Origin of the sequence: Acinetobacter sp. YH12137, assembly GCF_013418535.1 — a bacterium.
Classification (GTDB): Bacteria; Pseudomonadota; Gammaproteobacteria; order Pseudomonadales; family Moraxellaceae; genus Acinetobacter.
Genome location: NZ_VPBW01000055.1, coordinates 1 through 11,944 on the forward strand (window position 1 = coordinate 1; position 11,944 = coordinate 11,944).

Genomic DNA, 11,944 nt, shown 5'->3' on the forward strand with positions numbered 1-11,944 from the left:
AAGGATTGGCTATTCAGCGCAGTAATCAAGTGTGGTCTACGGATATAACGTATATCCCTATGGCAAAAGGCTTTGTTTATTTATGTGCTGTGATTGATTGGCATAGCCGCAAGGTACTTGCGCATAGAGTATCGATTAGTATGGAGGTTACATTTTGCATAGAAACATTAAATGAAGCTATTGAAAAATATGGTCGACCTGAAATATTTAATACAGACCAAGGCAGTCAGTTTACCAGTGATGCATTTATTGATGTATTGAAATCAAATGGCATTCAAATCAGTATGGATGGTAAAGGTCGATGGGTTGATAATGTGATGGTTGAACGATTATGGCGGAGCGTTAAATATGAAGAGGTGTATCTCAAAGCCTACAGCAATGTTTTGGATGCGAAGAAGCAATAAAACGCATATTTTGAATTTTATAATTTGAAACGACCTCATTCGAGTCTGGACAAAATGACTCCAGATGAGTTTTACTATGACCAGCTACCACAACAAAATAAGGTAGCTTAACTAGAGCAGAGTATCACTTATAAATAAGCTTTTAGTTGTTCAAACATGTGGGACCACCTCTTTTACACCTCACTATGTGCATATCAACTCACTCATCAAAATAAGCCAACAATTCAAATTAAGGAATCATCGGCTTAAGCAGGATTCGAGTTAAATAAGCTTTCAAAATAGCTTGATACACTAAAGCTATTTTAAGCAGGCAATGAATATGAAAGAAAACGCTAAAGAAAAATAAAAAAAACAGCGTATGATTTACTCAATGGAATTTTAGATGATGCAGACAAGATGATCCGTAATGATTGGTCACGTGCCGAAATACAAGAAATTTATGACTTGCCTTTAATGGATTTACTGTTTCAGGCACAGCAAATTCATCGCCAAAACTTTGAACCGAATACTGTTCAGGTCAGTACTCTGCTTTCAATTAAAACGGGCCGTTGTCCGGAAGATTGTAAATACTGTTCGCAATCTGCACATTACGATACTGATCTGGAAATTGAAAAACGCGTAGAAGTACAAAAGGCGATTGCTGAAGCCAAACAGGCCAAAGCTTCCGGTTCGACCCGTTTCTGCATGGGCGCAGCATGGCGTAATCCGCATGAACGCGATATGCCGTATGTGCTGGAACTGGTGCAGGAAGTCAAGAAACTGGGCATGGAAACCTGTATGACCCTAGGAATGCTGAATGCCTCACAAGCGGAACGTCTGAAAGATGCAGGGCTAGATTATTATAACCACAACCTTGATACCTCACGTGAATATTATGCCAATGTCATCAGTACACGTAGCTTTGATGACCGCTTAAATACGCTTGATCATGTGCGTAATGCCGGAATTAATGTCTGTAGTGGCGGTATTGTCGGCTTGGGCGAAGGCGTACAAGACCGAGTCGGTTTGTTATTTGAACTAGCGACTATGCCGATTCACCCGGGTTCGGTGCCCATAAATATGCTGGTTCCTATTGAAGGCACACCACTGGCCGATGTTGAAAAACTGGATGTGATTGACTGGATTCGTACTATTGCGGTAGCACGGATTATTATGCCGAAGAGTTATATCCGCTTGTCGGCAGGTCGTGAATCTCTCTCTGACTCTGATCAGGCACTGGCATTTATGGCTGGAGCTAACTCATTATTTTCAGGTGATAAATTGCTTACTGCCCCGAACAGTGGTGAAGGTAAAGACAAAGCCTTGTTTGCTAAATTAGGCTTAAAAGCTGAAGCTGCCAAGAAAACAGCTAAAGAATTGGCTGTAGATGCGATGCAACCTGCTTAATTAATCGTGTAACAAACAGGGATCATTTCAACTTGAATTGGTCCCTTTTTTATTGGAACAGACAAAATGAAGATACTGATGATTACGGGTTGGGGGCTAGGAACAGCGGTCTTAACCCCGTTTGTAGAACAGTTGCGGCAGCAGCATCAAGTTAAAGTATGGGATATTTTCGATCCTAACGTAGAAAGTCTTTTGGCCGAAAAAGTCAGGCAGGCGAGTTCGTTTGATGTCTTGATGGGGTGGTCTTTGGGTGGACAGTTGGCACTTTTGCTGGCTAATGAAATCCAGCAACAACTGAAAATTGCCAAGCCAGTGATTTGCTGTATGTCAAATCCCTGTTTCGTGGCCAACGAAGCATGGCCACAGGCAATGCCAGTTGAACAATATACACAATTTAAATCCTCCATACTGGCTGATCCAAAACGCGGGATGCAGCGCTTCTGTACCTTGGTCACTTTAGCTGGCGCAGCAGCGCGTGAACGTACAAAATTATTGCACCAACAGTTAAATAGTATTGATTTAAACTATCAGGTTAAGCATCTTTATCTATTGCAGCAATTAAATCTAGTGGATATCTTAAAAAATCATTCAGTCAAGATGCTATTTATATTTTCTGAGAATGATATGTTGGTTCCTTACAAAGTTAGTCAAGAATCTGTGTTTTTAACAACCCAAAATCTGAATTTGGTAAAAATACAGGGCACGCACGATGCCATCCTTTTTGATACCAATTTACTCGTTGAGCCAATTTTAAAATTTTTAGCCGATCTGGCTTAAGCAAAAAGAGATTGGTAGTTCTTGACGTTTTATTTTCAGATTTAACGCGCTAAGATCAGTTTTAGTTTTAATAATTGGGGTAAATTCTGTGCAGGACGCTTTTGATCAACAGCATATTTGGCATCCTTATACCTCCATGACACAACCGTTGCCATGTTACAAAGTTAAAGCTGCACATGGTGCAGTCATTGAACTTGAAGATGGTACCGAGCTGATTGATGGCATGTCGTCCTGGTGGTGCACAATTCACGGTTATAATCATTCTGAACTCAATCAGGCCGTAACAAAACAATTAGAGTCGATGTCACATATCATGTTTGGTGGTTTGACTCATCAGCCTGCGATTGATGTATCTAAACTGCTACTCGAGATCACGGCGCCTGAACTGGATAAAATTTTCTTTGCCGATTCCGGCTCGGTCGCGGTTGAGGTGGCGTTGAAAATGGCTGTGCAATATTGGAATGCACGTCAGCAACCACAAAAAACTAACTTTGTTACCACACGCTCTGGCTATCATGGCGACACCTGGAATGCCATGTCGGTTTGTGATCCTGTAACTGGTATGCATCAAATTTTTGGTTCGAGTTTGCCGAACCGTTTATTTGTTCCGGCACCTCAAAGCCGTTTTGATGGGGCATGGCAACCCGAAGATATACAGCCACTTGAGCGCCTGCTGGTACAGCAGCATCAACAGATTGCTGCCATGATCATTGAGCCGATTGTGCAAGGTGCAGGCGGGATGCGTTTCTATCATCCAGAATATTTAAAGCAAGCTAAGTTGTTGTGTGAAAAGTACGATGTACTGCTGATTTTAGATGAAATTGCCACCGGTTTTGGCCGCACTGGAAAACTATTTGCTTATGAGCACGCTCAGGTCACACCAGACATTATGTGTATCGGTAAGGCATTGACTGGTGGTTATATGACCTTGTCAGCGACCTTAACCACTCGCCATGTAGCACAGACGATTTCAAGTGGTGAAGCGGGTGTGTTCATGCATGGCCCAACTTTTATGGCTAATCCGTTGGCCTGTGCGGTCGCATTAAAAAGTACCCAGTTGTTACTGGCTCAAGACTGGCAGACGCGTATTCAACAGATTGAAAGTACACTAGAACAGTATTTACTGGATTTAAAATCCTTGGCACAAGTCAAAGATGTGCGTGTTCTCGGCGCAATTGGCGTGGTTGAGCTACATCAAACTATTGATTTGGCGCGTTTTCAGGCTGAATGTGTATGCCGTGGCGTCTGGATTCGTCCTTTTGGCCGTCTGGTCTATGTCATGCCGCCATATGTAATTTCAACACAGCAACTTGAAACTTTATTAAAGCATATGCGGGAGATGATTCAGCAGATAGAGGCAGTAGCATGAACCATCTTGAGCATTTCCAGCAGCAGCTAGATGACTTGAAACAGCAAGGGCAATATCGCCAGTTTAAGTCCAATATTTCTAGCCAGCCACGATTGCAACTCAATGGCCAAGAGATGCTGAATCTGGCATCCAATGACTATTTAGGTCTGGCATCCAACTTAACGCTACGTGAAGAATTTTTTGACCTCACGCCGATGTCTGAGCGATATATGAGTTCAAGCTCTTCACGTTTACTGACAGGAAACTTTCCCAATTTTGAACAACTTGAAGCACAGATGTCACAGGCTTTTGGACGTTCAGTACTGCTGTTTAATAGTGGTTATCACATGAATATCGGGATTCTTCCTGCGCTCAGTAATGCTAAAACCATGATCATTGCTGACAAACTGGTACATGCCAGTATTATCGACGGGATTCGTTTATCTAAAGCTGGCTATGTGCGTTACCGCCATAATGACCTGCAGCATTTGACTCAGTTTTTAGAAAAATATCAGTCAGATGAATCTATCCAGCGCATCATTGTGGTAACTGAATCAATTTTCAGTATGGATGGGGATGAAACAGATTTAGCTGCTTTGGTGGCATTAAAACAGCAGTTTGCAAAAGTCATGCTTTATGTCGATGAGGCACATGCAATTGGTGTGCGCGGTGAACGTGGATTGGGCTGCGCAGAACAGTATCAAGTATTGGATCAAATTGATTTCCTAGTCGGTACCTTTGGCAAGGCTTTGGCTTCAGTTGGTGGTTATCTGGTCTGTGCGCCAGTGATTCGTGACTATCTGATCAATAGCATGCGACCTTTAATTTTTAGTACCGCCCAGCCGCCACTATGTATGGCCTGGACTAGATTTATTTTTCAAAAGGTAGAGCAGCTTCAGGCAGAACGAGTACATTTGGCAGCATTGGCTGTACGCTGTCAGCAGGGCATTCAAGACTTGGGATATCACTGTCCGTCAACCTCGCAAATTGTGCCGGTACTGATTGGTGAGGCAAAACGCACCATTCAGGCGACTGAAATTATGCAACAGCAGGGGTTTTATGTGCTGCCAGTACGTCCGCCAACGGTTCCTGCCAACACCTCCAGACTCAGAATTTCCCTGAACCAGAACATTTCTGCGGATGAGCTGGACGCATGTCTGCAGGTGCTGAGGAATTTACCGCGATGAACAGCAAACAGATTGCCCAGCGTTTTGCTCAGGCAAATCTCAGTTATGAACAGCATGCGCTGGTACAAAGTACCGTAGCTGCAGAGTTGATGCATTTCATGCAGCAGCATGTGGCACAACCACATTTGCAACGGGTATTGGAAATTGGCTGCGGTTCAGGATTGTTTACCCGGCTTTTTATGCAGCATTATAGCTTTGATCATTTATTTTTAAATGACCTATATGTCGAAGTGAAGCAGCACTTCCCGGAAGCTAATCGGCTTTTGTGGGAGATTGGTAATATTGAAACCTTGCCACTGCCTCAGTCTCTGGACATGGTGTTGTCTTGTTCTGCATTGCAATGGATCTCGGATTTAAAAGCATTATTGCTCAACATTGCGGAGGTCTTAAATCCCTCTGGGCATCTGTGTTTTGCCAGTTATACTGAGAATAATTTAAAGGAAATTAAGGCACTGACCGGACAGGGCTTGGATTATCTGCCTTTAGCGAAGGTCTGTGAACTGCTCCAATCCTTAGGCTTTGATATTCTGCTGCAGATAGAAAAACAGATGACCTTATATTTTGAGCATCCGAAACAGGTGTTACAGCATATCAAAGCCACTGGTGTGCAGGCGACGGCACAGGGGTTTCGGTGGACAAAATCGTCATTACAGGATTTTTATACCGGCTATCAACAATTCCAAGATCCTAAAAGCAAACAGTATGTACTTACTTATCATCCGATTTATGTCATTGCACGGAAGACAGCATGAGCGCACAGATTTATTTTGTCAGCGGCATTGATACCGCAATTGGTAAAACCTTTACTACTGGTTTCTTGGCCAAAATTTGGAATGAGCAGGGTATTCGTACTATAACCCAAAAGCTGATCCAGACCGGAAATGTCGATATATCAGAAGATATCGAACAGCATCGTGCAATTATGGGTTGTGGACTGTTACCGGAAGACCAGCAAAAACTGACCATGCCGGAAATTTTTACGTATCCGGCTTCACCGCATCTTGCTGCGCGTCTAGATGGGAGAGCCATTAATTTTGAACAGATTCAGCAGGCCACCGAACAGCTGGCTGCGGGCTATGACTGTATTTTGCTGGAAGGTGCAGGTGGTCTAATGGTGCCCTTAACCGAAGAGTTCCTAACTATTGATTATATTCAGACACATAATTATCCGGTGATTCTGGTCACTTCAGGGCGTTTGGGTAGTATTAATCATACCTTGCTGAGTCTTGAGTTGTTAAAACTCCGCGGGATTCGATTACATGCCATTGCTTTTAATCATGCAGATAACTCCAAAGATCCCTTGATCGCTGAAGATACCATTGCTTACTTAAAACAGTATTTGCAGCGTGATTTTGCTGATACGACATGGGTTGATATTCCAGCTTTAAATTTAGCCCCGTCTATCCATGAGTAAATGATCAGCTTACAGAGGGGCTGATATGAATGCTTAAATTGTACTAGCTCAAACCTGATCTGACAGTTACCCATTTTTTATTGTGCCTGTCAGGTTAAATTTGAGCTAAATTTTTCTCAGCCCAAATCCGTTTTCCATCAAGTAAAGTTTCAAGTGGTGTACGACCACAGCACATTTTTCCTTGATGAGTCCGTTCAGTATTATAGAATTTCAGCCAATCGTCTAGATCAACCTGTAATTCTTCCAATGAGCTATAAAGCTTCTTCCTGAATGAACCGTACCGGGTTTGTCGGAGACCAACTTTCCTGAGATGAGAAGCATTGCTTCGCACGACGTAGCGAAGCGTAGTGTTCCGATGAAAAAAGTAAAATATACCCCTGAAATCAGAGATAGAGCGGTTCAATTATTGATTGACTACCAAGACGGTATCTCAGGTGAGTGACTTTACGTATATTCAAACAAATTCAGGCTGGGTCTATACCGCCTTTATTATTGATGTGTTCTCACGAGCAATTGTTGGATGGAAAGTATCAACACGTATGAATACAGATATGGTGCTCGATGCACTGGAGCAAGCATTGCACGATTGAGGTATGCCAAGGAATGTGATTCATCATTCCCATAGAGGTGTTCAATACCTTTCCATTCGCTATACCAATCGTTTAGGAGCAGAAAATTTACGAGCATCAATCGGTACAACGGGGACTCATACGATAATGCTTTGGCTGAAACAGTGAATGGCTTATACAAAACAGAGATGATTGAATATTTAAAAGCAGATTGGCAAAGTTTAGCAGATGTACAACTTGCGACATTAAATTGGGTAGATTGGTTTAATAAAAAGCATGTACACAGTGCACTAGGTTATGTATCGCCTTTTGAGTTTGAAGCAATGTACTATGATAAGATTAACCCGTTAGGTCAGGTGGCCTAACTTAAATAAAAAAATCTCCGATAAATCCGGTAAGGTTCAAAATGCGATTTATGGCTTTTTTATGTAAAAAAAAGTAATATCTGTTTTATTGTTAAATTATAACAATTAGTATAAATACACCTATGATTTACAGATGAAAAAGGTAGTTAAATGAAATATTTTCTAAGTTTAACTTTGTTAGTTTTAGCAATGACTGGGTGTACTTCGAGTCCAAAGACTGAAACTTTACAAGATAAGGCTACAAGCAATACTTCAGCTGATACGCAGGTCCTTAAATTTTCTGGTCCAAATGGTTTATTAATTTTTCTGAAATCATCGGATAACTTTGAAACTGCTTTAATGACTGATAACTCAGGCATGGTATATAGTTTAAAGCAAACAGTTGCTGGTAGTGGTATTCGTTTAGCTAATAATAATGGAGTTTCAATTCACTTTAAACGTGGTGAAGGGGTTGTTGAATTTGTAAAAGACCAGCCAATCAGCATTACTGAAGTAAAATAATAAGGTTTAAACTTTAAGAGAACCCCACACCATAATCTACATACCGAAAGTTGGACACTATTCCTTGAAATGTGGTCAAACATGATCAAGGACTAATTCGCACTCTGTTAATGGGTGAATTCAAACATGAGATGCGACTTTTGCATGTAGTTTTTTTAGATCGATGGGTGGTTCTGTTGGAGCTTTTGATTGATCGAAAGCTTGCGAGGAAGCTGAAATCAGTTGATTTTTCCAGTCGATAATTTGGTTTTGATGAACATCAAATTCAGCACTCAATTCAGCAAGTGTTTTTTCTGCTTTAATCGCAGCAAGTGCTACCTTAGCTTTAAAATCATTTGAATGATTTCTTCTTGGTCTACGTGCCATAAAATACTCCATATATTGATGTTTATAACATCATTTGGGGAGCAAAATATCACTTATAAGTGTTGTTCAAATTTCCTGATCCACCTCTAAATCCGACCAAAATTAAAAAATAGGCATGGGATTCAGCGGACGCTTACGGCCTGGTTTGTCGAAGATGTGGTATTTCTAGACCAACTTTACGCAAGTGGTGGAAATGATATTTTGAACAAGGTATTGATGGATTAGGTAGTCATAGTAAATGTCCCTTGAAATCGCCAAATACTAAAATCAATGCTGAGCTAGAAGCTTTAATATTGGAAATGCGCTCAGCTAGAAATCTTGGTGCTCGACGTTTGCAAACCGAATTAATGAGCTGCACGGAGTCTCGTTGTCCTTGGCGACTATCCATAAAGTACTATCCACCCATTAAGTCAAACCGATTAAAAAATTCCGTCGTAAAGTAGATTACATTTGTTATGAACGTCCATTACCAGGCGATAGAATTCAAATGGATACCTGTAAACTGGGTCCTGGACTATATCAGTACACATCTATCGATGACTGCACACGATATCGCATTTTAAGGATATATAAACGCCGAACAGCTGCGAATACACTCGACTTTTTAACTGTGTAATTGAATAAATGCCTTTTCCCATACAGCGAATACGGACCGATCGTGGACGAGAATTCTTTGCTGAAAAAGTACAGAAAAAATGATGCAGTATGGGATCAAATTTAGGCCGAATAAACCGGGTTCACCTCATCTGAATGGCAAGGTAGCGCTCACAAAAGACTGATGAATCTGAGTTCTACGCTACTGTAGATATCGATTCAGAGGAAATTCAGAGCAAACTGGCAGAATGGCAGCATTACTATAACTGGATGAGACCACATTCAGCTTTGAAAGATAAAACACCGATGGAAAGGTACTTGAATTATGTGAAGAAACTCCTTTCTTAGATGAAGTCCAGAAGCAATACGACTCCTCAAATGAACGGATTCAACATGCCAATGACAAGATGTATTTAGAGATTGTTAAATTGAAACGATCTCTATGAGTTACGTATCTATATCATTTTTACTAATATAAAAACATATGAATAAAAATCACGCCCCGTTTAACTGGCAATAGTTTTTGAACCCTGTTATAAAAGCTTAAAAAAATCTAGCAAGTCTTTATTTAATGTCAATACTCATCCAGTATTGAGGTTTTTTATCTTTTCTTGCCTGTGATCTAGGTTGTAATACTCTAATTTCATACTCACCTGAAGCAGGTAAAATATAAATACCATTATCATCAAGCTCTGGAGAATATTCTCCAAGATTGATGGAGTCTTTTAATTGATTACCCCATAAGTAAGCTTCAACATTTCCTCCAGTCAACTTCACTTTTAACTTTTGCCCTTTTTTAGCATAAAATTTGTAGGAATCATACTTGTATCCATCTATCCTTCCGTAATAATTTGCAGAGTAAGCTTTTTTAGCAAACTTAACTACAATAGTCTTCCGTATATCATTGTTATCATTTGCAAGTAAGACAGGGCTAACTATAGTTAAAGTTAGGGCTATCAAAGCGCCAGCTAGTAATTTCGTATTCGCTATTTCCATAATAAGGTTACCCTAATTCTTGTATCGCTCTTGACATAATAACATAACTAATAAGTAACCATGAATCATGGAGCAGAAATGTGAATAGTCATAACATGGGGTTGCACTTCAAATGCCAATTTAAGACTTGCAAAATTAATGGTTAATTAATTGGTTACTATGGAATAACCAATCTAAATATAAATTTTATTTAACAATTACTTATAAAAATATGTGATGCGTATGATACGCATCATATGAATATCGCTTAAATTTGCTATAATTGAATTGAGCAGTGCCATTTGTGGTTAGGTTAAAAATTCATGAGTCTTACTGAAATTAAGGTACGTCAAGCTAAACCAAAGGAAAAAATCTATTTTCTGGCAGATGATGACGGCTTAAGTTTGAAGGTAGAACCAAACGGACGTAAATCTTGGAGTTACCGCTATTCACTTGCAGGGACAAATAAACGTCCTCGCATGAAGTTGGGTGAATATCCTGTAATGTCCTTGAAAGAGGCCAGATCAGTCCGGGATGAATATAAATTTAATAATTATGAAAATAAACCACTGCATAAAAAATACATCAAAACTTTTCAGGATATTTGTGAAGAGTGGTTAGAATTTAAAATTAAAAATTCCTTTGAAGATGAACCACGATGCGGTGTAATTCAGCTCGCAAAAAAATGTTTAGATCAGGATGTTTATCCAAATATTGGACTAATGCCATTTATGGAAATTAAAAGATATGATCTAGTTAAGATTATTAAAAATATAGAATCTAGAAATGTAAAAGAACCTGTAAAGAAAGCCTATAGTTATTTAAATCAGATTTATGATTATGCGGTAGCGATGGGGTATTGTGAATATAATATTGCACATGGACTTCATAAAATATTAGTCAACAATAAGATTAAGAAAAACTATCCTCATTTAAATTCAGATGAACTATCTAATTTCTTAGCTAAATTAAATCAGATTAATACAGATCCTATTATTAAAAAAGCCCTGTTATTTAAATTATATACAGGCGTCCGTGGTGGAGAATTATTGCTTTGTGAACCACATCACTTCGATCTAGATAAAAAAATATGGAAAATACCAGCCTTACATATTAAACAATATAGAAGAAAGGTTATTTTAGGTCATGATATCCCTGATTTTTTTGTTCCACTATCTGATCAAGCACTTGAAGTTGTGAAATCAGCACTCGTTTGGTCTCATGGCGAAAAATATGTGTTTTCTAGCCCCCGAAACAATAATAAACCTATTCATTTTAATACCCTGAACTTGATTATCAGAAAAATGGGATATACTAAAAATGAATTAACTTCTCATGGGTTACGATCGACATTTAGTACCATATTAAATGAATCCGGTTTATTTCAATCAAATTGGATTGAAGCACAGCTATCTCATACTGATAAAAATAAAACCCGTGCAAGTTATAATCATGCAGAATATTTTAATCAGCGTATGGAAATGATGCAATGGTGGGGCGATTTTATTGATAGTTGTACTGTAAATTAATGGTTATGAAATCCAAGTTTTAATTAGAATAGGCTTTGTTGCACAAACCTATTCACCGCCATAAATCATTATCTAAAATTGCATCTCGTGGTAAAAGCTCAATGGGCCGGTTCTATGGCTATAAATTACATGTTGTGATGAATCAACTTAGAGAAATAGTCTGTTCACAATAATGATTTCTCTTAACTCGGTAAGCGTCCGCTGAATCCCATGCCTATTTTTTAATTTTGGTCGGATTTAGAGGTGGATCAGGAAATTTGAACAACACTTATAAGTGATATTTTGCTCCCCAAATGATGTTATAAACACCAATATATGGAGTATTTTATGGCACGTAGACCAAGAAGAAATCATTCAAATGATTTTAAAGCTAAGGTAGCACTTGCTGCGATTAAAGCAGAAGGCGGATTCAAGCGGCAAGTGCAACAGTATAAAAACCAGCCATAACTTCACTCGGTGTATACCAACCTAGTGTTTTTCTAGGACGATGGTTGAGTGCAAATTCTATCTGCTCTATTTGTTCGTTTGA

The 11,944-nt window shown here is 39.4% G+C and carries 9 protein-coding genes and 7 pseudogenes; 12 read left to right on the forward strand and 4 right to left on the reverse strand.

Going from position 1 to position 11,944, the window contains the following annotated elements; genetic code table 11:
* The 7 genes and pseudogenes from FTU72_RS15315 to bioD all read left to right on the forward strand — a co-directional run.
* Positions 1 to 515: pseudogene (locus FTU72_RS15315) on the forward strand (IS3 family transposase); the annotation flags it as partial.
* Positions 516 to 800: 285 nt separating this feature from the next.
* Positions 801 to 1,790 (forward strand): biotin synthase BioB, encoded by a 990-nt coding sequence (gene bioB, locus FTU72_RS15320; RefSeq protein WP_004812090.1) that lies wholly within the window; start codon positions 801 to 803, stop codon positions 1,788 to 1,790.
* Positions 1,791 to 1,856: 66 nt separating this feature from the next.
* A complete protein-coding gene (locus tag FTU72_RS15325; protein ID WP_166134626.1) occupies positions 1,857 to 2,567 on the forward strand; it encodes an alpha/beta hydrolase in 711 nt (236 codons plus the stop codon).
* Between the two features lie 88 nt (positions 2,568 to 2,655).
* Positions 2,656 to 3,936, forward strand: a complete 1,281-nt coding sequence (bioA, locus tag FTU72_RS15330) for an adenosylmethionine--8-amino-7-oxononanoate transaminase (RefSeq protein ID WP_166134629.1) — start codon at positions 2,656 to 2,658, stop codon at positions 3,934 to 3,936.
* Positions 3,933 to 5,102 (forward strand): 8-amino-7-oxononanoate synthase, encoded by a 1,170-nt coding sequence (locus FTU72_RS15335; protein WP_114541439.1) that lies wholly within the window; start codon positions 3,933 to 3,935, stop codon positions 5,100 to 5,102. Before bioA ends, FTU72_RS15335 begins: the two co-directional genes overlap by 4 nt.
* The gene (gene bioC, locus FTU72_RS15340) at positions 5,069 to 5,854 is read left to right on the forward strand and encodes a malonyl-ACP O-methyltransferase BioC (protein WP_166134632.1); all 786 of its coding nucleotides are present in this window, start codon (positions 5,069 to 5,071) and stop codon (positions 5,852 to 5,854) included. Before FTU72_RS15335 ends, bioC begins: the two co-directional genes overlap by 34 nt.
* Complete coding sequence (gene bioD, locus FTU72_RS15345) at positions 5,851 to 6,516, forward strand: dethiobiotin synthase (RefSeq protein WP_166134635.1); 666 nt, start codon at positions 5,851 to 5,853, stop codon at positions 6,514 to 6,516. The genes bioC and bioD overlap by 4 nt, the downstream gene beginning before the upstream one ends.
* Before the next feature lie 94 nt (positions 6,517 to 6,610).
* Here bioD and FTU72_RS15350 read toward each other — a convergent pair.
* A pseudogene (locus FTU72_RS15350) lies at positions 6,611 to 6,790 on the reverse strand (IS481 family transposase); the annotation flags it as partial.
* A gap of 160 nt (positions 6,791 to 6,950) precedes the next feature.
* Between FTU72_RS15350 and FTU72_RS15355 the strand changes: the two are divergent.
* Both FTU72_RS15355 and FTU72_RS15360 read left to right on the forward strand, forming a co-directional pair.
* Positions 6,951 to 7,450, forward strand: a pseudogene (locus tag FTU72_RS15355) (IS3 family transposase); the annotation flags it as partial.
* A 150-nt stretch (positions 7,451 to 7,600) separates the two neighbouring features.
* Positions 7,601 to 7,951, forward strand: a complete 351-nt coding sequence (locus FTU72_RS15360) for a hypothetical protein (RefSeq protein WP_166134638.1) — start codon at positions 7,601 to 7,603, stop codon at positions 7,949 to 7,951.
* Between the two features lie 135 nt (positions 7,952 to 8,086).
* Here the strand turns inward: FTU72_RS15360 and FTU72_RS15365 are convergent.
* Positions 8,087 to 8,329 (reverse strand): annotated as a pseudogene (locus FTU72_RS15365) (transposase); the annotation flags it as partial.
* A gap of 125 nt (positions 8,330 to 8,454) precedes the next feature.
* Here FTU72_RS15365 and FTU72_RS15370 point away from each other — a divergent pair.
* Positions 8,455 to 9,357 (forward strand): annotated as a pseudogene (locus FTU72_RS15370) (IS481 family transposase); the annotation flags it as partial.
* Between the two features lie 118 nt (positions 9,358 to 9,475).
* On the opposite strand, the gene FTU72_RS15375 reads toward FTU72_RS15370, so the two are convergent.
* Entirely contained in the window at positions 9,476 to 9,907 is a 432-nt protein-coding gene (locus FTU72_RS15375; RefSeq protein WP_166134641.1) for a PPC domain-containing protein, read from the reverse strand.
* Positions 9,908 to 10,209: 302 nt separating this feature from the next.
* On the opposite strand from FTU72_RS15375, the gene FTU72_RS15380 reads away from it, so the two are divergent.
* Together FTU72_RS15380 and FTU72_RS15385 are read left to right on the forward strand one after the other, a co-directional pair.
* On the forward strand, positions 10,210 to 11,415 hold the full coding sequence (locus tag FTU72_RS15380; RefSeq protein ID WP_004647716.1) for an integrase arm-type DNA-binding domain-containing protein: 1,206 nt from the start codon (positions 10,210 to 10,212) through the stop codon (positions 11,413 to 11,415).
* A 50-nt stretch (positions 11,416 to 11,465) separates the two neighbouring features.
* A pseudogene (locus FTU72_RS15385) lies at positions 11,466 to 11,582 on the forward strand (transposase); the annotation flags it as partial.
* 242 nt (positions 11,583 to 11,824) lie between these two features.
* Here FTU72_RS15385 and FTU72_RS15390 read toward each other — a convergent pair.
* Positions 11,825 to 11,944 (reverse strand): annotated as a pseudogene (locus FTU72_RS15390) (IS30 family transposase); the annotation flags it as partial.

What these genes read in the sequence shown, in the direction of transcription:
- FTU72_RS15325 (WP_166134626.1), top strand. Translation starts at nt 1,857, where the DNA reads ATGAAGATACTGATGATTACGGGTTGGGGGCTAGGAACAGCGGTCTTA.
- FTU72_RS15335 (WP_114541439.1), top strand. Translation starts at nt 3,933, where the DNA reads ATGAACCATCTTGAGCATTTCCAGCAGCAGCTAGATGACTTGAAACAG.
- bioD (WP_166134635.1), top strand. Translation starts at nt 5,851, where the DNA reads ATGAGCGCACAGATTTATTTTGTCAGCGGCATTGATACCGCAATTGGT.
- bioC (WP_166134632.1), top strand. Translation starts at nt 5,069, where the DNA reads ATGTCTGCAGGTGCTGAGGAATTTACCGCGATGAACAGCAAACAGATT.
- FTU72_RS15360 (WP_166134638.1), top strand. Translation starts at nt 7,601, where the DNA reads ATGAAATATTTTCTAAGTTTAACTTTGTTAGTTTTAGCAATGACTGGG.
- bioB (WP_004812090.1), top strand. Translation starts at nt 801, where the DNA reads ATGATCCGTAATGATTGGTCACGTGCCGAAATACAAGAAATTTATGAC.
- FTU72_RS15380 (WP_004647716.1), top strand. Translation starts at nt 10,210, where the DNA reads ATGAGTCTTACTGAAATTAAGGTACGTCAAGCTAAACCAAAGGAAAAA.
- FTU72_RS15375 (WP_166134641.1), bottom strand. Translation starts at nt 9,907, where the DNA reads ATGGAAATAGCGAATACGAAATTACTAGCTGGCGCTTTGATAGCCCTA.